We start from the raw sequence: 24,275 nt of genomic DNA on the forward strand, positions 1-24,275 counted from the left end.
CGCTGCCTTTTGGCGGTGCCCATCATGTTTGAAGGATAACATCATGTCGCGCGTCTGCGAATTGAGCGGTAAGGGCCCGATGACGGGCAACAAGATCTCCCACGCGAACAACAAGACCCGTCGTCGCTTCCTGCCGAACCTGAACGACGTCACGCTGATCTCGGACGTTCTGGGTCAGTCGTTCAAGTTCCGCATCTCGGCTGCCGCCCTGCGCACCGTCGATCACCGCGGCGGTCTGGACGCATTCCTGGCCAAAGCCAAGGACGACGAGCTGTCGGTCAACGCGCTGAAGATCAAGAAAGAAATCGCGAAAGCTCAGGCAACCGCCTGATCCCGCGTCGATATCCGGAAAGATCGGGCCTCGCCATCGGCGGGGCCCTTGCTTTTGGCGCGGCCGTTCAACGGCACTGCGCCTGCGCGGTTTCCCCGAAGCGGCTGTAGCGTTTCCAGAACGCGTTGTCGGCGCTGGTGCGGGACAGGCGGACGGCCTGCGCCCGTTCCGGATCGCCGAACAAGGACGCCGCCCGCCGCTGTTCGCTGCCATTCAACGTCGCGTCGGCCGCACGCTGGATGCAGCTGCAGGTGGAGGACCGGACCGACCCACGATCCGTGTCGAGGCAAGCGCGCTTTATGGGGCCCGAGCCTGCGCAGGCGGCAAGGCTTGCCCCCAAGACTATGGCAAGAGTGATCTTTTTCATCTGTCAGCCTCGTTCGGATGGGGCGGTCTGATGCCGCCTGACGGTATTGCGGCAGGATTATGGAGCGGGATCGCGATTCTTCAACCTGCGCGCGGCGGCCCCGCGAACCCTCGCGCGGATGTGACCTTATGCGAAGGCCATTGACCGGCCTTTGTTTCATGGTCATATGCGCGCCATGACCCAGCTTGATCGCATCCGCAACTTCTCCATCGTGGCGCATATCGACCACGGTAAATCCACCCTCGCAGATCGGCTGATCCAGCTGACGGGGACGGTGGCCGAACGCGACATGAAGGCCCAGATGCTGGACAGCATGGACATCGAGCGTGAGCGGGGCATCACCATCAAGGCCAACACCGTGCGGATCGAGTATCCGGCGAAGGACGGCCACACCTATATCCTGAACCTGATCGACACCCCCGGCCACGTCGACTTCGCCTATGAGGTGTCGCGGTCGATGCGCGCCGTCGAGGGGTCGCTTCTGGTCGTGGACGCGTCGCAGGGCGTGGAAGCGCAGACGCTGGCCAACGTGTACCAGGCCATCGACGCGGGCCACGACATCGTGCCGGTGCTGAACAAGATCGACCTTCCGGCGGCCGAACCCGACCGTGTGAAGGCCCAGATCGAGGATGTGATCGGCATCGATGCCTCGGACGCGATCCCGATCAGCGCGAAATCCGGCATGGGCATTCCCGAGGTGCTGGAGGCGATCGTGACGCGTCTTCCCGCGCCGAAGGGTGAACGCGACGCGCCGCTGAAGGCGATGCTGGTCGATTCGTGGTACGACCCCTATCTGGGCGTGGTCGTCATGATCCGCGTCATGGACGGCGTCATCCGCAAGGGCGACCGGGTGAAGATGATGCAGACCGGCGCCATTTACGGCATCGACAAGCTGGCGGTGTTGAAGCCCGCGATGGTCGACATCGCCGAGCTTGGACCGGGCGAGATCGGTGTTCTGACCGCCTCCATCAAGCAGGTGCGCGACACGCGGGTGGGGGACACCATCACGCACGAACGCAAGGGCACCGACACGGCGCTGCCGGGCTTCAAGCCGGCGCAGCCCGTGGTGTTCTGCGGCCTGTTCCCCGTGGACGCCAACGATTTCGAGGATCTGCGCGACGCGATCGAGAAGCTGGCCCTGAACGACGCCTCCTTCAGCTACGAGATGGAGACGTCGGCAGCACTCGGCTTCGGCTTCCGCTGCGGCTTCCTGGGGCTGCTGCACCTTGAGGTGATCCGCGACCGTCTGGAACGTGAATACGACATGGACCTGATCACTACGGCGCCGTCCGTGGTCTTCAAGCTGTACATGAAGGACGGGGAGGTGCGCGAGCTGCACAACCCCGCCGACATGCCCGACCTGACCTATGTCGACCATATCGAGGAGCCGCGCATCAAGGCCACGATCATGGTGCCGGACGAATATCTTGGCGACATCCTGAAGCTATGCCAGGACCGCCGCGGCATCCAGGTGGACCTGTCCTATGCCGGCAGCCGCGCCATGGTCGTCTATGACCTGCCGCTGGCCGAGGTGGTGTTCGACTTCTACGACCGCCTGAAATCGGTGACGAAGGGCTACGCATCCTTCGACTACCAGATTTCGGAGTATCGTGAGGATCATCTGGTGAAGATGTCCATCCTCGTGAATGACGAACCGGTGGATGCGCTGTCGATCATGGTGCACCGCGACCGGGCGGAATCGCGCGGCCGGGCGATGGTCGAAAAGCTGAAGGACCTGATCCCGCGGCACATGTTCAAGATCCCGATTCAGGCCGCGATCGGCGGGCGGGTGATCGCGCGGGAAACCCTGTCGGCGATGCGCAAGGACGTGACGGCGAAATGCTATGGCGGCGACGCCACCCGGAAGAAGAAGCTTCTGGAAAAGCAGAAGGCCGGCAAGAAGAAGATGCGTCAGTTCGGCAAGGTGGAGATTCCGCAGGAAGCCTTCATCAGCGCCCTGAAGATGGACAGCTGAAAACGGGGCCTAGCGCCCCGTTTCCTTTTTCAATTCGTCGATCCGTTCACTGGCCTGCGCCTTGGTCAGCGTTTCGTCGAAGTCGGTCTTGGCTTCCTCGCTCAACGTCTTGAGGTAGCTGGCCTGCGCGCCGGTCATCGGCTCATCGCCCGTTACCCAGTCTTCGGGATTCTTTTCGGCGTTGCCGGTCGGATGCGATTTTGGGTTGTCCATGATGCCCTCGTGTTCATCGAATGTTCACCAACCCGATGGGGCGGAAAAGGTTCCGCCCCGAAGGTGCCGCAGCCGGTTAGATCAGCTTGCCCATCGCCACCGCCGTGTCCGACATGCGGTTGGAGAAGCCCCATTCGTTGTCGTACCACGTCAGGATGCGCACCATTCGGCCTTCCATGACGCGGGTCTGGTCCATGTGGAAGATGGACGACCGCGGATCGTGGTTGAAGTCGGAGCTGACATTCGGCGCATCGGTGTAGCCGAGGATGCCTTTCAGCCGACCGTCGGCGGCCTCGCGGATCGCGGCGTTGATCTCCTCGGCCGTGGTGTCGCGGGCGGCTTCGAACACAAAGTCCACGACCGAGACGTTGGGCGTGGGCACACGGATCGCCACGCCGTCCAGCTTGCCCTTCAGTTCCGGCAGCACCAGCCCCACGGCCTTGGCCGCGCCGGTGGAAGTCGGGATCATCGACAGGGCCGCCGCGCGCGCGCGGTAAAGGTCCTTGTGCATCGTGTCCAGCGTCGGCTGATCGCCGGTGTAGGAGTGGATGGTCGTCATGAAGCCCTTGGAGATGCCAATCGCGTCGTTCAGTACCTGCGCCACCGGCGACAGACAGTTCGTCGTGCAAGAGGCGTTGGAGACGACCAGATCGTCCTTGGTCAGGCTGTCATGGTTCACGCCATAAACGATGGTCTTGTCGGCCCCGTCGGAGGGCGCGGAGACGAGCACGCGCTTCGCCCCGCTTTCCAGATGGACCTTGGCCTTTTCACGGGCGGTGAAGATGCCGGTGCATTCCAGCACCACATCCACATGACCCCAAGGCAGTTCGGCGGGGTTTTTCAGGGCCGTCACCTGCATCGGGCCGCGGCCGGCGTCGATGGTGTCGGTGGTGGTGATCACCTCGGACGGGAAACGGCCGTGCACCGAATCGAACCGCAGGAGGTGGGCGTTCGTTTCGACCGGACCCAGATCATTGATGGCCACCACCTCGATGTCGGTGCGGCCGGATTCGATGATGCTGCGCAGGACATTGCGCCCGATACGGCCGAAGCCGTTGATGGCAACTTTTACGGACATGCGCTCTCTCCCAGTTAGCGTTGGCGCTAACATGGGGGCGAAAGCCGCATGTGGCAAGGGCGAACCCTCAGCGCCAGAATTGCAGCCAGTCGATCAGCTTCAGAAACCGCCGCATCAGGAACGGCACGCCGCCAAGGCCCAGCGCCAGATCAAGGCAAATGGCCGCGGTGATCACCGCGGCCAGCCAAAGTGCAATCCTGTTCGTCACGTGCGCCCCTTTTCAGTGAAGGAGCCGCCCCATCGCTGCGGCCACGTCGGCCATGCGGCAGGAGAATCCCCATTCGTTGTCGTACCACGCCAGGACACGGACGGTGCGGCCGCCGATGACCTTGGTCTGGTCAGGCGCGAAGATAGACGAGAAGGGCGTGTGATTGAAGTCGATCGACACCTTCGGTTCCGGATCGTAGGACAGGACGCTGCCCATGGCGCCGGCGGCGGCTTCGGCCACGACGGCGTTCACATCGGCCACGGTCACGTCCTTTTTCGCCACGAAGGTCAGGTCAACGGCGGACACGTTGGGCGTGGGCACACGGATGGCCGACCCGTCCAGCTTGCCCTTCAGCTCGGGCAGAACCTCGGCGATCGCCTTCGCGGCGCCGGTGGAGGTGGGGATCATCGCCATGGCGGCGGCGCGGGCGCGATACAGGTCGTCGTGGCGGCGGTCCAGCGTGGGCTGGTCGCCCGTATAGGAGTGGATCGTGGTCATGATGCCCGATTCGATGCCGATGGCGTCGTTCAGCACCTTTGCCAAGGGCGCGAGGCAGTTCGTCGTGCACGACCCGTTCGACACCATCCGGTCGGACAGCAGCAGGTCACGGTCGTTCACGCCGTACACCACGGTGCGGTCCACGTTCTTGGCGGGGGCGGAGATCAGGACCGCCTTGGCCCCGCGTTCCATATGCGCCTTGGCCTTGGTGCCGTCGTTGAACTTGCCCGTGCATTCCAGAACGACGTCCACGCCGTCCCAGTCCAGCGCGCCCAGATCATAGGTGGACATCATGCGGATCGGGCTACCGCCCAGATCCAGCATCCCGTCGCGCACCCGCACGGTGCCCGGGAACCGGCCATGCACCGAGTCGTATTTCAGCAGGTGGGCGTTTGTTTCCACCGGCCCGGTCGCGTTCACGGCCACCACCTGAATGTCGTTCCGGCCCGACTGCGCGATATGCGCCAGCGTGCAGCGCCCGATCCGTCCGAAACCGTTGATGCCAACCGTGATGGTCATGAACCCGATCCTTTTGCGATGTTGTCGGGAATGTAAGCGCTCCGGCCGTCAGGTAAAAGCAAAAACCGTGCGTTTTCAGTATGTTAACGCAAACATGGAAGATTGCGCTAACGGTTCGCTTGCCCCTGTCCGGCCGCAGGGCCAGATAAGGCGAAGGATTTCTACAGAGGTATCAAGGTCATGAGCGGACTTCTCGCATTGTTGGACGACGTGGCGGGCATCGCCAAGGTGGCGGCGTCTTCCGTTGACGACATTGCGGCCGCCGCCGGAAAGGCGGGGACGAAGGCCGCCGGCGTGGTCATCGACGACACGGCCGTGACCCCCCGCTATGTCACCGGGATTGACGCGTCGCGCGAATTGCCGATGATCGGGCGGATCGCCATGGGGTCGCTGAAGAACAAGATCCTGATTCTTCTGCCCGCGCTTTTGATCCTGCAAACCTTCCTGCCTTGGGTGATCACCCCGCTCCTGATGGTCGGCGGCGCGTATCTGGCCTATGAAGGGGCCGAGAAGGTGCTGCACATGCTGGCCCCCGGCACCGACGCCAAGGCCGACGCCGACCACACCCCCCGGGACCCCGCCAAGCTGGAGGAACAGAAGGTCACCGGCGCCATCAAGACCGATTTCATCCTGAGCGCGGAGATCATGACCATCGCGCTGAGCCAGATCGAGAATGACAGCCTTTGGGTCGAGGCGATCGCCCTGGCCGTGGTTGGGATCGGCGTCACGCTGGGCGTCTATGGCGTGGTGGCCCTGCTGGTGAAGATCGACGACATCGGGTTGGGGATGGCGAAACGTTCGCCGGGGATGCGCGGCTTCGGGATGGCGCTGGTGCGGGGGATGCCCGTCTTCCTGTCGGCGCTGGCCTTCGTCGGAACACTGGCCATGCTGTGGGTCGGCGGAAACATCCTGACGCACGGCCTGCATGAAACGCTTTGGGAGGCGCCCTATGAAACCATCCACCACTGGGCCGAGGCGGCCGCGAACGCCGTGGGCGTGGCGCATGGCTTCGTGGTCTGGCTGGTGGCGGCGGTCTGCGACGGGATCATCGCGCTGGTCGTGGGTGGCATCATCGTCGCGGTGACGCATCCCTTCATGAAAAAGGCCGCCCACTAAGGGCGGCCTTCAAGGTCACAGAAGCGACTTCACCTTTTCGACCGTCGCCTCGGCCGTGATCCCGAACTCCTGATACAGGCGCTCGGCCGGGGCGGAGGCGCCGAAGCCGGTCATGCCGATGAAGCCGGCCTTCTTCTCGGTTCCACGCTCGCCCAGAAGCCAGCGGTCCCACGGCATGCGGACGCCCGCCTCGATCGCGACGCGGACGGGGCCGGGGGGCAGGACCTTGCGGCGGTAGGCCTCGTCCTGCTGGGCGAAGATCTCCATGCACGGGACGGAAACGACGCGGGTGCCGATGCCTTGGGCTTCCAGCAGTTCGCGCGCCTTCATGGCCACGGCAACCTCGGTTCCCGTGGCCATCAGGATTACCTGACGCTTGCGAGTCGATTCCGCCAGGATGTAGGCGCCCTGCGCGGTCAGGTTGCGCTGGCTGTGCGTGGTACGCAGAGTCGGCACGCCCTGACGGGACAGCGCCATGACCGACGGCGTGGTCTTCGTGGTCAGCGCCAGTTCCCAAGCCTCGGCCGCTTCGACCGCGTCAGCAGGGCGGAACACCCAGGTGTTGGGCGTGGAGCGGCTGATCGTCAGATGTTCGACCGGCTGGTGGGTCGGGCCGTCTTCGCCCAGACCGATGGAATCGTGGGTCATCACGAACACGCTCGGGATGCCCATCAGGGCGGCCAGACGCATGGAGGGACGGGCATAGTCGGTAAAGGCCATGAACGTGCCGCCATAGGCGCGCAGCCCGCCATGCAGCGTGATCCCGTTGATCGCCGCCGCCATGCCGTGTTCACGAATGCCGTAATACACGTAGCGGCCCTTGGGCGTGTCGGTGTCGAACACGCCCATGTCGGCGGTCTTGGTGTTGTTCGACTTCGTCAGGTCGGCCGAACCCCCGATGGTTTCGGTGACGATCGGGTTGATCGCTTCCAGCGCCATCTCCGACGCCTGGCGCGTGGCCAGCTTCGGCGCCTTTTCCGTGATCGTCTTCTTCAGCGCGCGGATCGCGGCGGGCAGACGCTTGGGCATGTCGCCGGCGAACTGGCGGGCGAATTCCAGCTGCTTGGCTTCGGACAGGGCGCCCAGACGGGCCTTCCATTCGGCATGGGTGGCGGCGCCCTTCTGGCCGATGGCCTCCCACGCGGATTTCACGTCGGCCGGAATCTGGAACGGGCCATGCTCCCAGCCATAGGCGGTGCGGGTGTCGGCGATCAGCTTGGCGTCCGTCAGCGCGCCGTGACCGGTCGACGTGTCCTGCGCCGAGGAGCCGAGCGCGATGTTCGTCGTGCAGGCCACCATGGCGGGGCGGGGCGAGGCCTTGGCCGCCGTGATCGCGCGGTCGATGTCGGAGGGATCATGGCCGTCGCATTCAAACACGTCCCAGCCCGAAGCCGCGAAGCGGGCCTTCTGGTCCGTCACGTCCGACAAGGACACCTTGCCGTCGATGGTGATGTCGTTGTTGTCCCACAGCACGATCAGCTTGGACAGCTTCAGGCGGCCGGCAAGGCCGATGGCCTCCTGGCTCACGCCCTCCATCAGGCAGCCGTCGCCGGCGATGACATAGGTGAAGTGGTCGACGATCTTCTTGCCCCAGCGCGCGGCCAGATGCGCCTCGGCGATGGCGAACCCGACCGAGGTGGCAAGGCCCTGACCGAGCGGGCCGGTCGTCATCTCGATCCCGCCGGCATGGCCGTATTCGGGATGGCCCGCGGTGATGGCGCCCCACTGGCGGAAGTTCTTGATCTGCTCCAGCGTCATGTCGGCATAGCCGGTCAGGTGCAGCAGCGAATAGAGCAGCATGGACCCGTGACCGGCCGACAGGATGAAGCGGTCGCGGTCGGGCCATTGGGGATCGGCCGCATCGAACTTCATGTGCTTTTCGAACAGCACGGTCGCGACGTCGGCCATGCCCATCGGCATGCCGGAATGGCCGGAATTCGCGGCCGCGACGGCGTCCAGCGTCAGGGTGCGGATGGCGACGGCTTTCGACCAGTGCTCGGGGTGCTCTCGGCGCAGGGTGGGAAGATCCAAAGCGCGCGCTCCTTTTGTTCGATGGGATGGGTTGTCCATATCAGCCGGGGCGGCAAGATCAAGCGCGCCGGGGGATTGGGGGGCTAAATCCCGCGTGGATACGCGCTACACTTGGCGAAAGACGGCGCGAACCCCGATTCGCGCGGAAAGAAGGAGGCTGGATGCAGGATCTGGTAGAGCTTGAGCGTCGGATTTCCCGGGCGCTGGAACGGATCGGAACCGCGGCCGAAGGGTTGCAGGGCAACGCGACCGGGTCGCGGGCCGTGGAGGAGGAGCGGGAGGTCAATGCCCAGCTGGCCGAACGCCTGCGCGTCGTGAAGGAACGCTCCGCCGCCCGCATCGCGGCGCTGGAGGCCGAGGTGGCGAGCCTGACCGAACAGCTGGAGACCCTGCGTTCCGCCGCCGGAGAGCTGCACGAGCAGCTGTCCGAGATGCGGGGCGACACCTCGGCTGCCGAGGTGGAAAGCCTGCGCGCCCTGCGAGCGTCGGACCGGGCCGAGCTGGACGCGGTGCTGGCGGCGCTGGTGCCGCACGTGACCAAGGCGGAAGAGGTGCAGCATGGCTGATCTGGACATCGTCATCGGCAACAAGACCTTCACCGTGGCCTGCCAGGACGGGCAGGAACAGTTCCTGCGGTCCGCCGCCCGGCATCTGTCGGAACAGGCCGACGCGCTTCTGGCGCAAATCGGCCGGATGCCCGCCGACCGGATGCTGCTGATGGCCGGCCTGATGCTGGCCGACAAGACCATCACGATGGAGCAGGAGCTGACCAACACCCGTCACACCCTGCACGAGCTTCAGAACCGTCCTGCTCCGCCGCCCGAGCGGGTGGAGGTTCCGGTGATCCCGCCGGTGGTGGTGGAAACGATGGCCGAACTCGCCGCGCGGGCCGAGGCCGTGGCCGCCCGGATCGAGGAGCGCGCCGCATCATGAAGCGCGTCGCCCTGATCCTTTCGCTGCTGCTGCCGGTCGCGGCGCAGGCCGAAACGACGTTCGACAACGGCTCCTACACCTGCGATCGCGGTGTGCAGGTGCCGGTCACCTATGTGAACGCCGAGGATCTGTCGGTCGCAGTGCTGAACGTGGAAGGCAGCCAGATCACGCTGCAGGTGGAGCCTTCCGCTTCGGGCGCGCGCTATGGCTGGCCGTCGGACGGGTCGCATTACGTCTGGTGGACCAAGGGGCCCGACGCGACGCTGCTGTGGCATGACGGTGAAAAAGGGGAGGAGGTCGAACTGACCTCCTGCACCCGGAATTGAAAAAGCCCCGGGTGACCGGGGCTTTTCCTTATTCGGCGTTGGCCTGACGGATCTTGTCGGCCGCGTCCTGATCGTAGGTGATGCCGTTGTTGGCGAACAACGTGTCCAGTTCACCCGACAGCGTCATCTCGGTGATGATGTCGCAGCCGCCGACGAATTCGCCCTTCACGTAAAGCTGCGGGATCGTGGGCCAGTCGGAGAAGTCCTTGATGCCCTGGCGCATCTCCGGATCGGCCAGAACGTTCACGTCCTTGAACGCCACGCCCATGTAGTTCAGCACGCCCGCCACGCGGCTGGAAAAGCCGCATTGCGGCATCTGCGCGGTGCCCTTCATGAACAGCACGACGTCGTTGGTGTCGATCGTTTGACGGATCTGTTCCTGTGCGGTCATCTTCATCCCTTTCTGCCTTGCCGGTCGGTGCCCGGCGGTCGGCGCGGCCCTGCTGCCGCATCTGTTCTAAATCCGGCACGGCCCCGCGGCGGGGCCGCCGGGATCACGGCGCCTTGGTGGTCAGCGCCAAGGCGTGCAACTCGCCGTTCGATCCGTCCATCTTGCCCTTCAGGCTGGCATAAACGGCGCGTTGCTGCTGCACGCGGTTCATGGTCTTGAAGCTTTCATCCACCACCTCGGCTGCCCAATGGTTGCCGTCGCCGGCAAGGTCCGTGATGGTGATCTTCGCATCCGGAAAACCTTCCCGGATCAGGGCTTCGATGTCGTGGGCTTCCATGGGCATGGGAGTGTCCTTTGGCTAGTCCCCCTTGATGTAGCCCCGCCCCCTGCCATGCGCAAGAAGGCGGGGCCAGGGATCAGGCGACCGCAGCCTCGAACGCCGAACGGTAGAGGGCCGACAGTTCGGCCAGCGGCGCCTGCGCCTCGTCAAAGCGCACGGTGTCGCCGCCGAAGGTGCCGGCCACGTCTAGCCAGACGCCGGCCTTGTCCGCCGCCGCCTTCAACGCGTGAATGTCCGACGGGTCGATCGCCACCAGATAGCGGGCCTGATCCTCTCCGAACAGCGCGCCCGTTTCGGCGAAGGAGATGTCGAGGCCGAGGCCCGCACCTTCCGCCATCTCGAACGCCGCGAGGGCGAGGCCGCCATCCGACAGGTCGCTTGCTGCATTGAACAGGCCGCGGTTGGCGCGCAGGAACTCGCCGTTCCGACGCTCCATCAGCAGGTCCACATGCGGGGCGTCGCCATCCTCGCGGCCCAGAAGTTCGGCCAGAACGGCAGACTGGCCCATGTGGCCGGTCGTCTGGCCGATCACCACGATCAGGTCGCCGTCCTGCGGCTGACCCGCGATCAGTTCGTCCAGCGTCAGGATGCCCACGGCGCCGATGGTCGGCGTCGGCAGGATGCCCTGACCGTCGGTTTCGTTGTAGAGCGACACGTTGCCCGACACGATCGGCATGTCCAGCGCGATGCACGCCTCGCCGATGCCCTGGATGGCGCCAACGAACTGGCCCATGATCTCGGGCTTCTCGGGGTTGCCGAAGTTCATGTTGTCGGTGGTGGCCAGCGGCTTCGCGCCGACGGCGGTCAGGTTGCGATACGCCTCGGCCACGGCCTGACGACCGCCCTGGACGGGGTTGGCCTTGACGTAGCGCGGGGTCACGTCGGACGTGAAGGCCAGCGCTTTCTGCGTTCCGTGCACGCGCACCACGCCTGCGCCCAGACCCGGCGCACGGATCGTGTCGGCCATGACCATGCTGTCATACTGTTCGTACACCCACGCCTTGTGGGCGTAGGACGGCGAGCCGATGAGCGCGCGCAGCCCCTCGATCGGGTCGATGGCCGGAACCGGCTCCATCGCGGCGGCGGCGGGCGTGGCCACCCACGGGCGGTCGTATTCGGGCGCCGAGGAGGACAGCTTCGACAGCGGCAGGTCGGCCATGACCGTGTCGTTGTGCACGATCAGGAAGCGGTCCTCGGGAATCGTCTCGCCCACGATGGCGAAGTCCAGATCCCATTTCACGAAGATCGCGCGGGCCTCGTCCTCCATCTCGGGCTTCAGCACCATGAGCATGCGCTCCTGGCTTTCCGACAGCATCATCTCGTAGGCGGTCATGTTCGTTTCGCGCTGCGGGACGTTGTTCAGGTCCAGCCGGATGCCAAGGCCGCCCTTGTCGCCCATCTCCACCGCGGAACAGGTCAGACCGGCGGCCCCCATGTCCTGGATGGAGATGACGGCGCCCGAGGCCATGAGTTCAAGGCAGGCTTCCAGCAGGCGTTTTTCGGTGAAGGGATCGCCGACCTGCACGGTCGGGCGCTTCTCCTCGATCGTGTCGTCGAATTCGGCGCTGGCCATGGTCGCGCCGCCCACGCCGTCGCGCCCCGTCTTGGCGCCCAGATACACGACCGGCATGCCGACGCCCGAGGCGGCGGAGTAGAAGATCGCGTCCGTGTCGGCGAGACCGGCGGCGAAGGCGTTCACGAGGCAATTGCCGTTATAGGCCTTGTGGAAGCGGACCTCTCCGCCCACCGTCGGCACACCGAAGGCGTTGCCATAACTGCCCACGCCTTCCACGACGCCCTTCACCAGATGGCTGGTCTTGGGGTGCGACGGCACGCCGAAGGACAGCGCGTTCATCGCCGCGATGGGGCGCGCGCCCATGGTGAACACGTCGCGCAGGATGCCGCCCACGCCGGTGGCCGCGCCCTGATGTGGCTCGATGTAGGAGGGGTGGTTGTGGCTCTCCATCTTGAAGATGACGGCCTGACCGTCGCCGATATCCACCACGCCCGCATTCTCACCGGGGCCGCAGATGACCTGCGGGCCGGTGGTCGGCAGCGTGCGCAGCCACTTCTTGGAGGATTTGTAGGAGCAATGTTCGTTCCACATCGCCGAGAAGATGCCGAGTTCGGTGAAGGTCGGCTCCCGTCCGATGATGTCGAGGATCCGGTCGTATTCGTCCGGTTTCAAACCATGGGCGGCGATCAGCTCGGGCGTGATGGTGGGCTCGGACATGGCTTTCCTCGGACGCTGGGGATTTGGCCCGCGTCATAAGGCGAAAGCGGCGTCTAGGGAAGGTGCGAAAAAAAAGCCGGGCATAGCCCGGCCTAAGTCCAACAGGGAGGTATGAAAGCAGCGATCACGGACCGCCGCCTTCGCATACTGATTTAAAAAGACCCTGCTTATTTCGCAAGCAAATTGGAAACATATTGGCGCATATCAGCTATGCGCCAAGTGCATACTAGCTGTCCTGAAGCTTCTTGCGGTAGGCGATGATCTCTTCCGTGATGAAGTCGCGGAAGGCCGCCACGCGCTTGGAATGGCGCAGCTCCTCGGGATAGGCGAGGAAGACCGGCACGTCGTTCGACGACACCTCGGGCAGGACGCGCACCAGATGCGGGAATTCCGCGGCCAGATAGTCGGGCAGGACGCCGATCCCAAGATGGTTCAGCACCGCCTGCATCACCCCGAAATAGTTGTTCACCGTCAGGGTGGAGGGGATGTCATGACTCATCAGCTCCGCGATCAGGGCGGCGCCGGCGCTGACCTGCGGGGTGCCCGCATGCTGGCAGATCAGCCGGTGGCGGCTGAAATCGGCCATCGTGGTGGGCGTGCCGTGCTGTTCCAGATAATCGGGGGAGGCGTAAAGCTGCATCCGGATCGTCATCAGCCGCTTGCGGATCAGGTCGGCCTGGCTCGGCTCCTTCATGCGGATCGCGACGTCGGCCTCGCGCATGGGCAGGTCCAGCACCCGCTCCTCCAGCATCAGGTCGATCTTGAGCGCGGGGTACTTCTTGTAAAGGTTCACCAGACGCGGGGCCAGCCACATCGTGCCCAGACCGATGGTGGAGGTGACGCGCAACTCGCCGAACACCTCGTCCTCGCTGTCGCGGATGCGGGCGGCGGCGGCGTCCAGACGCTTGGCCATGGCGCTGGTGGCGTCAAACAGCAGTTCGCCCTGTTCCGTCAGGATCAGGCCGCGCGCGTGGCGGTGGAACAGCGTGACGTTCAGGCTTTCTTCCAACGCGCGGATCTGCCGGCTGACCGCCGATTGGGACAGATGCAGCGTGTCCCCCGCATGTGTCAGGCTGCCCGCATCGGCAACCGCGTGAAAGATGCGAAGTTTGTCCCAGTCCATTATCGTTTCCTTGGCCTCGTCGTCCATCTAAGCGTGGCATGGCAGAGTTGCAAACAGAACATGGCTGGAAACCGCCCATGGACAGGCTGCGGCAAGACGACTAGCCATACCGGAAGGTGACGGAAGGGGAGAGATGCGATGGCCGTGGGCGTCTTCGATTCGGGGCTTGGCGGGCTGACGGTGCTGGACGCGCTGCAACGCCGGATGCCGCAGGTTCCCTTTGTGTATCTGGGCGACAACGCCCATGCCCCTTATGGCGTGCGCGACGCCGACGACATCTACAACCTGACGACCCGCGCCGTGGAACGGCTGTGGGACGAAGGGTGCGATCTGGTGATCCTGGCCTGCAACACCGCCTCGGCTGCGGCACTGAAGCGCATGCAGGAAACGTGGATCCCGCCGGAGAAGCGCGTGCTGGGCGTGTTCGTCCCGCTGATCGAGGCGCTGACCGAACGGCAATGGGGCGACAACACCGCGCCGCGCGAAGTGGCCGTGAAGCACGTGGCCCTGTTCGCGACCCCTGCGACCGTCGCCAGCCGCGCTTTCCAGCGCGAACTCGCGTTCCGCGCCATCGGCGTCGACGTGGAGGCGCAGCCCTGCGGCGGCGTGGTCGACGCGATCGAGGCGGGGGACGAGATCTTGGCCGAGGCGCTGGTGAAAAGCCATGTGGAGGCGCTGCTGCGCCGCATGCCGCGCCCGGACGCCGCCGTTCTGGGCTGCACGCATTATCCGCTGATGGAAACGGTGTTCCAGAAGGCGCTGGGGGCGGAGGTCGCGGTTTTCTCGCAGCCCAACCTCGTGGCGGCGGCGCTGGACGACTACCTTGCGCGCCGTCCCGAATTTCTTGGCGCGGGCACCGAAAGCCGCTATTTGACGACCGGCAACCCCGACAGCGTGTCCGCCCACGCCACGCAGTTCTTGCGGCGCGGCGTCCGGTTCGAGGCCGCCTGACCGATCGCGCGACAGAAAGGACATCCCATGACCCATCGCATCGCCATTCTTGGCGCTTCCGGCTACACGGGGGCGGAACTGGTCCGCCTGATCTCCACCCATCCGTCGATGCGGATCGTGGCGCTGTCGGGCGACCGCAAGGCCGGCATGGCCATGGCCGAGGTGTTTCCCTTCCTGCGCCACCTCGACCTGCCGAAGCTGCAGAAGATCGAGGAGATCGACTTTTCGAACGTCGATCTGGCCTTCTGCGCCCTGCCGCACGCGACCTCGCAGGCCGTGATCAAGGAACTGCCCCGTGATCTGAAGATCGTGGACCTGTCCGCCGACTTCCGCCTGCGCGACCCGGCCGAATACCAGAAGTGGTACGGTCAGCCCCACGCCGCCGAGGAGATGCAGAAGGAAGCCGTCTACGGCCTGACCGAGTTCTATCGCGACGACATCCGGTCCGCGCGTCTGGTCGCCGGCACGGGCTGCAACGCGGCCACTGGCCAGTACGCCGTCCGCCCGCTGATCGAGGCGGGCGTGATCGATCTGGACGAGATCGTGATGGACCTGAAGGCGGGCGTGTCCGGTGCCGGGCGCAGCCTGAAGGAGAACCTTCTGCACGCCGAACTGTCGGAAGGCACCAGCGCCTACAGCGCAGGTGGAAAGCATCGCCATCTGGGGGAGTTCGATCAGGAGTTCTCGAAGCTGGCGGGCCGCCCGGTCCTGATCCAGTTCACGCCGCACCTCGTGCCGATGAACCGCGGCATCCTCGCCGACGTCTATGTGCGGGGGGAGCCTGCGGCGATCCACAAGGCGCTTGCCGATCGTTACGCTGCGGAGCCCTTCCTCCACGTCCTGCCCTTCGGCACCTTGCCGTCCAGCCATGACGTGCGCGGGTCGAACCATGTGCACATCGGTGTGATCGGCGATCGCATTCCGGGACGCGCGCTGGTGGTTGCGACCCTCGACAACCTGTGCAAAGGGTCCAGCGGTCAGGCGATGCAGAACGCGAACCTGATGCTGGGGATCGAGGAAACCGCCGGACTGACGCTGGCCCCCGTCTTCCCCTGATCACGAGCCACCTTTGGGGACACCATGAAGGGTCTGAAAAAACGCCGGCGCATCCAGATCATTGCGCTGGCCTTCGTCGCCTTGTCGGCATCGACGGCGCTTGTCGGCTGGTCGATGCAATCGGGCATCAACTTCTTCCGCTCCCCCAGCCAGGTGCTGAGCGATCCGCCGAAGCCCGGCGAGGTGTTTCGCCTTGGGGGGCTGGTCGCGGAAGGCAGCCTGATCCGCGGCCAGGGGGAGGCGATCACCTTCAACGTCACGGACGGATCGGTGCTGGTGCCCGCGCAATACACCGGCGTGCTGCCCGACCTGTTCGGGGAAGGGGAGGGCGTGGTCGGCACCGGCAAGATGGAAGGTAACACCTTCGTCGCCACCGAGATCCTGGCCAAACATGACGAGACGTACATGCCGAAGGAAGTTGTGAACGCCCTGAAGGAACAGGGCGTCTACGAGGCTCCGAAATGAAAAGGACCGGCCCTTGTGCCGGTCCTTTGATTTAGCGCGTTTCCAGATCCGTGTAGTCGCGACGCGCCGGGCCGGTATACAGCTGGCGCGGACGGCCGATCTTCAGCGACGGGTCCGAGATCATCTCTTTCCACTGGCTGATCCAGCCCACCGTGCGCGACAGCGCGAAGATCGGCGTGAACATCGACGTGGGGAAGCCCATCGCGTCCAGGATGATGCCCGAATAGAAGTCCACGTTCGGATACAGCTTCTTGGAGATGAAGTAGTCGTCCTCCAGCGCGATCCGCTCCAGCTCCTTCGCGACCTGCAGCGTCGGGTTGTTGTGGATGCCCATCAGCTCCAGCACTTCGTCGGCCGATTCCTTCATGACCTTCGCGCGCGGGTCGAAGTTCTTGTAGACGCGGTGGCCGAAGCCCATCAGGCGGAAGGGATCGTTCTTGTCCTTCGCGCGCTCGATGAATTCGGGGATGCGGTCGACGGTGCCGATCTCGCGCAGCATCTCCAAGCAGGCCTGGTTCGCGCCGCCATGGGCCGGGCCCCACAGGCAGGCGATGCCTGCCGCGATGCAGGCGAAGGGGTTCGCGCCCGAGGATCCCGCCAGACGCACGGTGGAGGTCGACGCGTTCTGTTCGTGATCCGCGTGCAGCATCATGATGCGGTCCATGGCCTTGGCCAGAACCGGGTTGACCTCATAGGGTTCGGCCGGGACCGAGAAGCACATGTGCAGGAAGTTCGACGCGTAATCCAGATCGTTGCGCGGATACACGAAAGGCTGGCCGATCGCGTATTTGTAGGCCATCGCGGCGATCGTCGGCAGCTTGGCGATCAGGCGGAACGAGGCCACCTCGCGCTGGTGCGGGTCCGTGATGTCGGTGGAGTCGTGATAGAAGGCCGACATGGCGCCCACGACGCCGACCATCGTCGCCATCGGGTGCGCGTCGCGGCGGAAGCCGCGGAAGAAGTTGTGCATCTGTTCATGCACCATCGTGTGGCGCGTGACCGTGGTGCGGAACTCCTCCATCGCCGCCTTGGAAGGCAGGTCGCCGTAAAGCAGCAGGTAGCACACCTCGAGGAAGCAGGACTGTTCGGCCAGCTGCTCGATCGGGTAGCCGCGGTGCAGGAGTTCGCCCTTGTCGCCATCAATGAAGGTGATGGAGCTGTCGCAGGATGCGGTGGAGGTGAAACCGGGATCGTAGGTGAACACGTCCAGCTCGCTATACAGCTTGCGGATGTCGAGCACGTCCGGTCCTGCCGTCGGGCTGCGGACCGGAAGTTCCACGGTCTTGTCGCCGAAAGTCAGTGAGGCGCTTTTCGTCATAGGGTCATCCCTCTCCAGTCACGGAGGGACGAAATCGGCCCCCCAAACATCTTGCGGGGCCGCGGGACGCATTTCAAGCGGCGTCCCGAAGTCGCGCGATCGTTTCGTCCCGACCGATGACCAGCATCATGTCGTAGACGCTTGGCGTCGCCGTCCGTCCGGCCAGCGCGGCGCGGATCGGGGCGGCCAGCTTGCCAAAGCCCAGACCCCGTTCCTCCGCAAAGCCGGTCAGAAGCGGCTCCAAATCCTCCTTCGTCCAGCTAGCACCCGACAGCCGCTCCGTCAAATCCTTCAGTATGCTACGGGATACAGAATCCAGCGACGCCTCCGCCTTCTCGTCCCGTTCGACGGGACGACGGGCCAGCGCGAACCGCGCCTTTTCCAGCAGGTCGGGGAAGGTCTTGGCCCGATCCTTCAAAGCGTACATGCCGCGGCGCAGGTGATCGCGCTGCGTGTCGTCCAGCGCGGGCTGGCCGCTGGCAGCCAGGAAGGCTTCCAGTTCCTCCAGAACCTCCGCGTCGTCCATCATCGCGATATGCTGACCACAGGTATGTTCCAGTTTCTTGAAGTCCAGCCGGGCGGGGGCGCGGCCGATGCCGGACAGGTCGAACCATTCCTTGGCCTGCTCGGTCGTGAAGATCTCGTCGTCCCCGTGGCTCCACCCCAGCCGGGCCAGGTAGTTGCGCATCCCGGCGGCGGGATAGCCCATGACCTGATACTCCTCCACGCCCAGGGCGCCGTGGCGTTTCGACAGCTTCTTGCCGTCGGCGCCGTGGATCAGCGGGATGTGCGCCCAGACCGGAACCGTCCAGCCCATGGCGTCATAGACCATCTGCTGGCGCGCGGCGTTGTTCAGGTGATCGTCGCCCCGGATCACGTGGGTCACGCCCATGTCGTGATCGTCCACCACCACGGCCAGCATGTAGGTCGGCGTGCCGTCGGACCGCAGCACCACCATGTCGTCCAGCTGGTCGTTGCCGAAGCGGACATTGCCCTGCACCTCGTCCACGATGACCGTCTCCCCTTCGCGGGGGGCCTTCATGCGGATCACGAAGGGCGCGTCGGGGAAGGTCGACGGGTCCGCGTCGCGCCAGGGCGACTGGAACAGGGTGGACCGGCCTTCGGCCCGCGCGGCCTCGCGGAAGGCCTCGATCTCCTCCTGGGTGGAGAAGCACTTGTAGGCGGCACCCTTGGCCAGCATCTCGTGCGCCACCTCGGCGTGGCGGTCCTTGCGGTCGAACTGGCTGACGACCTCGCCATCCCAGTCGAGGCCGAGCCATGTCAGCCCCTTCAGGATCGCTTCCGTCGCCTCGGGGGTGGAGCGTTCGCGGTCCGTGTCCTCGATCCGCAGCAGGAACTTGCCGCCGCGTCCGCGGGCGTACAGCCAGTTGAACAGCGCCGTCCGGCCGCCGCCGATGTGAAGGTATCCGGTGGGGGAGGGGGCGAAGCGGGTGACGATCTGGGTCATGAAAGGGCGCCTTATTAACCTTCTGGAAACCATGCCCGTGCAAGGTTTGTCGCCCCAGTGATTAGGCAATCGAGGCATGAAGGACAAGCTTGTCGCCCCCCTTGTGACCTTGTCCGGCATGGGCGGGACGTTGTTTCCGCTGCTTCCAGTCTTTCTGGGCACCGGCATCGCCCTGTGGTTCGCCCTTCCGCGCGATCCGTCGGCGCTGGGCTACGGCCTGGCGGGGATGATCCTTCTGGTCCTGACGGCGGTCGCCCTGCGCGGCCCGTTCTGGTGCCGGGTTCCGGCCTGGGGCCTCGTGGCGCTGGTGGCAGGCTTTCTGCTGATCGGCCTGCGCGCCTGGCTGCAGGAGGCGCCGATCCTCGGCTTCCGCTATTACGGCGCGGTGGAGGGGCGGGTGGTGGAGATCGACCGTTCCGCCGGCGACGATCTGCGCCTGACACTGGACCGGGTGCTGCTGGAGCGGACGGATCCCGCGCGCACGCCCGACAAGGTCCGCATCTCCCTTCACGCGGACCGCATGTTCTTCGATCCGGAGCCGGGGGCGCGGGTGATGATGACGGCGCATCTGTCCACCCCCATGCCGCCCAGCGAACCCGGTGGTTTCGATTTCCGCCGCATGGCCTTCTTCCAGCGGCTGGGCGCCATAGGCTACACCCAGACCCCGGTCCTGACGCTGGAGCCGCCGGAGCCTTCGGCCCGCCTTGTGGGGCGGATGCGGGCGTGGTTGTCGGAAGGCGTCACCTCGCGCATCGACGGGCAGGCGGGGGCCTTCGCGGCGGGGGCCGTCACCGGCGACCGGTCCGCCATCACGCAAGACACGGTGGAGGCGCTGCGGGATTCGAACCTGTCGCACCTTCTGGCCATTTCCGGGATGAATCTCGCCTTTCTGGTGGGCTTCACCTTTGCGATCCTGCGCTATGGGCTGGCGCTGATCCCGTGGGTGGCGCTGCGGCTGGACACAAAGAAGATCGCGGCGGTGGCGTCGCTGGGGGTGGCGGGGTTCTATCTGGCCTTGTCGGGCGGAAACGTGGCGACCGAACGCGCCTTCATCATGTCCGCGATCATGCTGGGCGCCATTCTGGTGGAACGCCGGGCCCTGTCCATGCGGACCGTCGCCTTGTCCGCCCTGATCCTGCTGGCCCTTCAGCCCGAGGCGCTGGTGAATGCGGGCTTCCAGATGTCGATGGCGGCCACCGCCGCTCTGGTCTGGGGCTTCGGCATCGTGGACCGGCTGACCTTCCGGCAAACCCTGCCGCGCTGGACGGTGCCGGTCTACACCGCGCTTTTGTCTTCCGTGATCGGCGGGCTGGCCACGGGGCCGATCGCGGCGGCGCAGTTCAACCGATTTGCCGAATTCGGGCTGCTGGCCAACCTGCTGACGGTGCCCGCGATGGGCACGCTGATCATGCCGGGCGCGGTGATCGCGGCGCTGCTGGGCCCCTTCGGTCTGCCGCAGCCCGGATTGTGGCTGATGGAGTTGGGCGCGCGCTGGATCCTGATCGTGGCGCATTGGGTGGCGGGCTGGAACGGGGCGGTCATCGGCATCCCGTCGCCTTCGTCCGCGGTGATGCCCTTGATGATTCTGGGCGCGATCTGGGCCATGGTCTGGCCGGACCGGTGGCGCGCGCTGGGGGCGGTGCCCATGGTCGCGGCCCTCGCGCTGTGGGGCGTGGCGAGCCGTCCGGCCGTTCTGGTCAGCGGCGACGGACTTCTGGTGGGCGTGATGGGTCCGGAGGGGCGAATCCTGTCCCACCCACGCGGCGGCAGCTTTGCTGCCAAATCGTGGTTGCAGCGCGACGGCGATCTGGCGGTGCAGACCGTGGCGGCGGCCCGACCGGGCTTCGAGGATCAGGGGGAGATACGGGTGATCGATCTGGGCGGCGTGCAACTGGCCCATCTGAAGGGCAAGGCGGCCGAAGGCCATGCGGCGGATGCCTGCGGGATGGCCGACATCGTCATCATGGATCGCGACCTGACGGAGGAGGTGCCTGCCGGATGTTCGGTCTATGACACGGGCACGCTACGCGACACAGGCGCGTTGTCCTTGCGGGTGGAAGGGGAAAGCCTGCGCATCACGCCCACCCTGGGAACGCGCAGGTCTTGGGATCAGTAGTTGCGGATCAGGCCAACCAGCCGGCCCTGCACCTTGACCAGCGCTTCGGGCAGGATACGCGTTTCGAACGCCGGGTTCGCCGCTTCGAGAGAGATCATGCCCCCCTTGCGGCGGAAGCGCTTCAGCGTCGCCTCATGCCCCTCGATCAAGGCGACCACGATGTCGCCGTTGTCGGCCGTGGTCTGCTGGCGGATGATGACGGTGTCGCCGTTGTTGATCCCGGCGTCGATCATCGAATCCCCTTCGACGGTCAGCGCGTAATGCTGGCCACGGCCCGCGATCATGGAGCCGGGGACGGCCACGTGATGGGTGATGTTCTGGATCGCTTCCACCGGGATGCCGGCGGCGATCTTGCCCATGACGGGGATCTCCAGCGCGTCGATGGAGATCGGAAGCGCGCCGGCGGGGGCCGCCATGCGGTCGCCCTCGATCACCTTGGGGGTGAAGCCGCGTTCCATCGCTTCGGGCAGCTTCACGATCTCGATCGCGCGGGCGCGGTGGGCGAGCCGGCGGATGAAGCCCCGCTCCTCCAGCGCCGTGATCAGGCGGTGGATTCCCGACTTGGATTTCAGGACCAGCGCTTCCTTCATCTCGTCAAAGGAGGGGGGAACGCCGTCGCGTTCCGTCCGCTCCCGGATGAAATTGAGCAGTTCCATCTGCTTGCGCGTGAGCATGAATTCCCCGTTCATTAGGTTCCACTCTTGTTCTGCCCGTGTTCACCATTTGTGTCAAGTGCTTGGCGTTCGGGGTCGCGGTAATCGTGCAGGCCGCCCTTCCAGTCGGTGATCTGCCACCGTCCTTCCCCCACAGCGTGCGCGTAATCCGCCGTCAGCGGCACCTTTCCGTACCCTCCGGGAATGTCCAGCACATAGGTGGGAATGGCGATGCCTGACAGACGTCCGCGCAGGGCCGCCATGATGGCTTGGCCCTCGCCGATGGTGGTGCGGAAGTGGCTGGTGCCGCGCGCCAGATCGCAGTGATGCAGGTAATAGGGCTTCACGCGGTTGCGGATCAACCCGCGGAACAGCGCGGCCAACGTCTCCGGATTATCGTTGATGCCCCGCAGCAGCACCGACTGCGACAGAAGCGGAACGCCGGCATCGGCCAATCGGGCGAGCGCGGTTCGTGCCTCCTCCGTCAACTCCGCCGGATGGTTGGTATGCACCACCATGTAGACGGTGGAGCCGCGCAGCGCCTCCAGCAGGTCCGGCGTGATGCGGTGCGGGGCGACGACGGGAACGCGGGTGTGAAAGCGGATCACCTCCAGATGGGGCAGGGCGCGCAGGCGGGTCATCAGGCGGGCCAGACGGCGGGGCGACAGGACCAGCGGATCACCTCCGGTCAGGATGACCTCGTGGATCTGCGGGTGGTCGGCAAGGTAGGACAGGATGGCGTCCAGTTCCGCTTCCGTCAGGGTGCCGTCCTCGCCGACGGTTTCGCGGCGGAAGCAGAAGCGGCAATACACTTCGCAGGTCTGGGTGCTGTGCAGGATCACGCGGTCGGGATAGCGGTGGGTCAGGCCGTGAACCGGGCTGTGGGCGTCGTCGCCGATGGGGTCGTGCAACTCCTCGGGGCGGATGGTCAGTTCGGCCGGGCTGGGGACGAATTGCGCGTCCACGCCGCGATCGGCAGCGTCCCGCATCGCGGCGGTCATGCGGATGCGGAACTGCTGCGCCACCTTCTGCAACTCGGCCGTCGCTTCGGGAAGCCGTCCGTCGCGCACCAGGTCGGACAGGTTTTCGGAGGCGCGGGAGGTCATGGCGGACCCTTTCGTCAGGACGAGGGCCTTATGCATTGCCCCTTGCGCGCGTGCAATGGCGGTATGCCGGATGGACACCCAGGCCTTCATGGGGTTTAGTGGCCGCATATTCGGAAAAGACAACGGAAAAGATGATGACGGATCGTAATATTGCGATTGCTGGTATTGGTTATGTGGGTCTGTCGAACGCCGTGCTGCTGGCACAACACAACCGCGTCACCGCGGTGGATGTGAACCCCGAAAGGGTGGCGATGCTGGCGCGTCGCGAATGCCCGATCGTGGATCGGGAACTGGAGGAATGGCTGGCCCATCGGGAACTGGACCTTCACGCCACCACGGATGGCAATGCAGCCTACGCGGATGCGGATTTCGTGATCGTGGCAACGCCCACGAACTACGACCCGGTGGAGAACTTCTTCGACACCTCCTCGGTGGAAGCGGTGATCAAGGCGGTGATCGCGGTCAACCGGATGGCGACGATCGTCATCAAGTCCACGATCCCCGTCGGCTATACGGAAGATGTGTCGGCACGGCTGAACACGAACCAAGTGATCTTCAGCCCCGAATTCCTGCGGGAGGGGAGGGCGCTGCACGACAACCTTCACCCGTCGCGCATCATCGTGGGCGAGAAGTCGGCCCGGGCCGAGGCATTTGCAGCCCTTCTGGTGGAAGGCGCCGCGGACAAGGACGTCCCCGTGCTGTTCACCGGCGCGTCCGAGGCGGAAGCCGTGAAGCTGTTCGCCAACACCTATCTTGCGATGCGGGTCGCGTTCTTCAACGAACTGGACAGCTACGCGCTGAGCCGCGGGCTGGCGACACGCGAGATCATCAATGGCATCAGCCTCGATCCGCGGATCGGTGCGCATTACAACAACCCCTCCTTCGGCTATGGCGGCTACTGCCTGCCCAAGGACACGAAGCAGCTTCTGGCGAACTATTCGGAAGTTCCCCAGAACCTGATGCGCGCGATCGTGGATGCGAACCGCACCCGCAAGGACTTCATCGCCGACATGATCCTGGAGAAGAAGCCGCAGCGCGTGGGCATCTACCGTCTGGTGATGAAGGCCGGGTCCGACAACTTCCGCCAAAGCTCCATCCAGGGGATCATGAAGCGGATCAAGGCCAAGGGGATCGAGGTCGTGGTCTATGAGCCCGCCATGCCGGAGGAGCGATTCTTCGGCTCCCGGGTGGAGCGGGATGTCGAGGCGTTCAAGCAGGACTGCGATATCATCGTCGCGAACCGCATGTTGCCCGAACTGGAAGACGTCGCGGAGAAGGTGTTTACCCGCGACCTGTTCGGGGGAGACTGAAATAAGGCGCCCGAAGGGGCGCCTTATTTATTTCGGCAAATCAGGGTGTTGATGGAAAAATGCGCGCGCAGCGCATTTTTCCTCTTGCGCCTTTTGGTGTGTCTCCGTAGATACCGCCTCACCGAAGCGGAGACGCTTTGGGACGGGAAG

At 65.1% G+C, this 24,275-nt stretch carries 25 protein-coding genes; 11 read left to right on the forward strand and 14 right to left on the reverse strand.

Annotation, left to right across the window (positions count from 1 at the left end; translation table 11 throughout):
* The first annotated feature begins 43 nt into the window (after nucleotides 1-43).
* On the forward strand, nucleotides 44-331 hold the full coding sequence (gene rpmB / locus ACSHZY_RS15050; RefSeq protein WP_435170488.1) for a 50S ribosomal protein L28: 288 nt from the start codon (nucleotides 44-46) through the stop codon (nucleotides 329-331).
* A 67-nt stretch (nucleotides 332-398) separates the two neighbouring features.
* On the opposite strand, the gene ACSHZY_RS15055 is transcribed toward rpmB, so the two are convergent.
* Nucleotides 399-698, reverse strand: coding sequence for a hypothetical protein (locus tag ACSHZY_RS15055; protein WP_435170490.1), 300 nt, complete (start codon nucleotides 696-698; stop codon nucleotides 399-401).
* A gap of 175 nt (nucleotides 699-873) precedes the next feature.
* Between ACSHZY_RS15055 and lepA the strand changes: the two genes are divergently transcribed.
* Complete coding sequence (gene lepA, locus ACSHZY_RS15060; protein ID WP_435170492.1) at nucleotides 874-2,673, forward strand: translation elongation factor 4; 1,800 nt, start codon at nucleotides 874-876, stop codon at nucleotides 2,671-2,673.
* A gap of 9 nt (nucleotides 2,674-2,682) precedes the next feature.
* Here the strand turns inward: lepA and ACSHZY_RS15065 are convergent, their stop codons facing one another.
* The 4 genes from ACSHZY_RS15065 to gap (ACSHZY_RS15080) all read right to left on the reverse strand — a co-directional run bounded on the left by ACSHZY_RS15065 (nucleotide 2,683) and on the right by gap (ACSHZY_RS15080) (nucleotide 5,189).
* Nucleotides 2,683-2,886 carry a DUF3072 domain-containing protein gene (locus tag ACSHZY_RS15065; RefSeq protein ID WP_435170494.1) on the reverse strand — a complete coding sequence of 68 codons (204 nt, stop codon included), beginning with the start codon at nucleotides 2,884-2,886 and terminating at the stop codon, nucleotides 2,683-2,685.
* A gap of 76 nt (nucleotides 2,887-2,962) precedes the next feature.
* Nucleotides 2,963-3,964, reverse strand: coding sequence for a type I glyceraldehyde-3-phosphate dehydrogenase (gene gap, locus ACSHZY_RS15070; RefSeq protein ID WP_435170496.1), 1,002 nt, complete (start codon nucleotides 3,962-3,964; stop codon nucleotides 2,963-2,965).
* A 67-nt stretch (nucleotides 3,965-4,031) separates the two neighbouring features.
* Nucleotides 4,032-4,172 carry a hypothetical protein gene (locus ACSHZY_RS15075; RefSeq protein WP_435170498.1) on the reverse strand — a complete coding sequence of 47 codons (141 nt, stop codon included), beginning with the start codon at nucleotides 4,170-4,172 and terminating at the stop codon, nucleotides 4,032-4,034.
* 12 nt (nucleotides 4,173-4,184) lie between these two features.
* A complete protein-coding gene (gene gap / locus ACSHZY_RS15080; RefSeq protein ID WP_435170500.1) occupies nucleotides 4,185-5,189 on the reverse strand; it encodes a type I glyceraldehyde-3-phosphate dehydrogenase in 1,005 nt (334 codons plus the stop codon).
* Between the two features lie 180 nt (nucleotides 5,190-5,369).
* Between gap (ACSHZY_RS15080) and ACSHZY_RS15085 the strand changes: the two genes are divergently transcribed.
* Nucleotides 5,370-6,305: a DUF808 domain-containing protein gene (locus ACSHZY_RS15085; protein WP_435170502.1), complete on the forward strand. Its 936-nt coding sequence runs from the start codon at nucleotides 5,370-5,372 to the stop codon at nucleotides 6,303-6,305.
* Between the two features lie 15 nt (nucleotides 6,306-6,320).
* On the opposite strand, the gene tkt is transcribed toward ACSHZY_RS15085, so the two are convergent.
* The gene (tkt, locus tag ACSHZY_RS15090) at nucleotides 6,321-8,375 is read right to left on the reverse strand and encodes a transketolase (RefSeq protein WP_435170504.1); all 2,055 of its coding nucleotides are present in this window, start codon (nucleotides 8,373-8,375) and stop codon (nucleotides 6,321-6,323) included.
* A 122-nt stretch (nucleotides 8,376-8,497) separates the two neighbouring features.
* Here tkt and ACSHZY_RS15095 point away from each other — a divergent pair, with 122 nt between their 5' ends.
* The 3 genes from ACSHZY_RS15095 to ACSHZY_RS15105 are packed head-to-tail and all read left to right on the forward strand — an operon-like array spanning nucleotide 8,498 to nucleotide 9,595.
* Nucleotides 8,498-8,902, forward strand: coding sequence for a hypothetical protein (locus ACSHZY_RS15095; RefSeq protein ID WP_435170505.1), 405 nt, complete (start codon nucleotides 8,498-8,500; stop codon nucleotides 8,900-8,902).
* Complete coding sequence (locus tag ACSHZY_RS15100) at nucleotides 8,895-9,269, forward strand: cell division protein ZapA (RefSeq protein ID WP_435170507.1); 375 nt, start codon at nucleotides 8,895-8,897, stop codon at nucleotides 9,267-9,269. The genes ACSHZY_RS15095 and ACSHZY_RS15100 overlap by 8 nt, the downstream gene beginning before the upstream one ends.
* Entirely contained in the window at nucleotides 9,266-9,595 is a 330-nt protein-coding gene (locus ACSHZY_RS15105) for an MliC family protein (RefSeq protein ID WP_435170508.1), read from the forward strand. Before ACSHZY_RS15100 ends, ACSHZY_RS15105 begins: the two co-directional genes overlap by 4 nt.
* 28 nt (nucleotides 9,596-9,623) lie before the next feature.
* On the opposite strand, the gene grxD is transcribed toward ACSHZY_RS15105, so the two are convergent.
* The 4 genes from grxD to ACSHZY_RS15125 all read right to left on the reverse strand — a co-directional run bounded on the left by grxD (nucleotide 9,624) and on the right by ACSHZY_RS15125 (nucleotide 13,682).
* Nucleotides 9,624-9,992 (reverse strand): Grx4 family monothiol glutaredoxin, encoded by a 369-nt coding sequence (grxD, locus tag ACSHZY_RS15110; protein ID WP_435170510.1) that lies wholly within the window; start codon nucleotides 9,990-9,992, stop codon nucleotides 9,624-9,626.
* A 97-nt stretch (nucleotides 9,993-10,089) separates the two neighbouring features.
* Nucleotides 10,090-10,329 (reverse strand): BolA/IbaG family iron-sulfur metabolism protein, encoded by a 240-nt coding sequence (locus tag ACSHZY_RS15115; protein WP_435170512.1) that lies wholly within the window; start codon nucleotides 10,327-10,329, stop codon nucleotides 10,090-10,092.
* A gap of 73 nt (nucleotides 10,330-10,402) precedes the next feature.
* Nucleotides 10,403-12,559 (reverse strand): phosphoribosylformylglycinamidine synthase subunit PurL, encoded by a 2,157-nt coding sequence (purL, locus tag ACSHZY_RS15120; protein ID WP_435170514.1) that lies wholly within the window; start codon nucleotides 12,557-12,559, stop codon nucleotides 10,403-10,405.
* Nucleotides 12,560-12,785: 226 nt separating this feature from the next.
* Nucleotides 12,786-13,682 carry a LysR family transcriptional regulator gene (locus ACSHZY_RS15125; protein WP_271976226.1) on the reverse strand — a complete coding sequence of 299 codons (897 nt, stop codon included), beginning with the start codon at nucleotides 13,680-13,682 and terminating at the stop codon, nucleotides 12,786-12,788.
* Nucleotides 13,683-13,820: 138 nt separating this feature from the next.
* Between ACSHZY_RS15125 and ACSHZY_RS15130 the strand changes: the two genes are divergently transcribed.
* The 3 genes from ACSHZY_RS15130 to ccmE are packed head-to-tail and all read left to right on the forward strand — an operon-like array spanning nucleotide 13,821 to nucleotide 16,154.
* Nucleotides 13,821-14,633: a glutamate racemase gene (locus tag ACSHZY_RS15130; RefSeq protein ID WP_435170516.1), complete on the forward strand. Its 813-nt coding sequence runs from the start codon at nucleotides 13,821-13,823 to the stop codon at nucleotides 14,631-14,633.
* A gap of 27 nt (nucleotides 14,634-14,660) precedes the next feature.
* On the forward strand, nucleotides 14,661-15,689 hold the full coding sequence (gene argC / locus ACSHZY_RS15135) for an N-acetyl-gamma-glutamyl-phosphate reductase (RefSeq protein WP_435170518.1): 1,029 nt from the start codon (nucleotides 14,661-14,663) through the stop codon (nucleotides 15,687-15,689).
* A 24-nt stretch (nucleotides 15,690-15,713) separates the two neighbouring features.
* Nucleotides 15,714-16,154, forward strand: a complete 441-nt coding sequence (ccmE, locus tag ACSHZY_RS15140) for a cytochrome c maturation protein CcmE (RefSeq protein ID WP_435170520.1) — start codon at nucleotides 15,714-15,716, stop codon at nucleotides 16,152-16,154.
* A gap of 31 nt (nucleotides 16,155-16,185) precedes the next feature.
* Here ccmE and gltA read toward each other — a convergent pair whose 3' ends face one another.
* Together gltA and gltX are read right to left on the reverse strand one after the other, a co-directional pair.
* The gene (gene gltA, locus ACSHZY_RS15145) at nucleotides 16,186-17,472 is read right to left on the reverse strand and encodes a citrate synthase (RefSeq protein WP_435170521.1); all 1,287 of its coding nucleotides are present in this window, start codon (nucleotides 17,470-17,472) and stop codon (nucleotides 16,186-16,188) included.
* A 73-nt stretch (nucleotides 17,473-17,545) separates the two neighbouring features.
* On the reverse strand, nucleotides 17,546-18,940 hold the full coding sequence (gltX, locus tag ACSHZY_RS15150; RefSeq protein ID WP_435170523.1) for a glutamate--tRNA ligase: 1,395 nt from the start codon (nucleotides 18,938-18,940) through the stop codon (nucleotides 17,546-17,548).
* A 76-nt stretch (nucleotides 18,941-19,016) separates the two neighbouring features.
* Between gltX and ACSHZY_RS15155 the strand changes: the two genes are divergently transcribed.
* Nucleotides 19,017-21,056: a ComEC/Rec2 family competence protein gene (locus ACSHZY_RS15155; protein WP_435170525.1), complete on the forward strand. Its 2,040-nt coding sequence runs from the start codon at nucleotides 19,017-19,019 to the stop codon at nucleotides 21,054-21,056.
* Here the strand turns inward: ACSHZY_RS15155 and lexA are convergent.
* Nucleotides 21,050-21,730 carry a transcriptional repressor LexA gene (gene lexA / locus ACSHZY_RS15160; protein WP_435170527.1) on the reverse strand — a complete coding sequence of 227 codons (681 nt, stop codon included), beginning with the start codon at nucleotides 21,728-21,730 and terminating at the stop codon, nucleotides 21,050-21,052. The two genes, ACSHZY_RS15155 and lexA, sit on opposite strands and share 7 nt — an antisense overlap.
* A 14-nt stretch (nucleotides 21,731-21,744) precedes the next feature.
* Nucleotides 21,745-22,815, reverse strand: a complete 1,071-nt coding sequence (locus ACSHZY_RS15165; RefSeq protein ID WP_435170529.1) for a lysine-2,3-aminomutase-like protein — start codon at nucleotides 22,813-22,815, stop codon at nucleotides 21,745-21,747.
* Nucleotides 22,816-22,949: 134 nt separating this feature from the next.
* On the opposite strand from ACSHZY_RS15165, the gene ACSHZY_RS15170 reads away from it, so the two are divergent.
* Nucleotides 22,950-24,125 carry a nucleotide sugar dehydrogenase gene (locus ACSHZY_RS15170; RefSeq protein WP_435170531.1) on the forward strand — a complete coding sequence of 392 codons (1,176 nt, stop codon included), beginning with the start codon at nucleotides 22,950-22,952 and terminating at the stop codon, nucleotides 24,123-24,125.
* Nucleotides 24,126-24,275: the final 150 nt, after the last annotated feature.

It is taken from the genome of Falsirhodobacter sp. 1013 (assembly GCF_051195255.1).
GTDB lineage: Bacteria > Pseudomonadota > Alphaproteobacteria > Rhodobacterales > Rhodobacteraceae > Falsirhodobacter.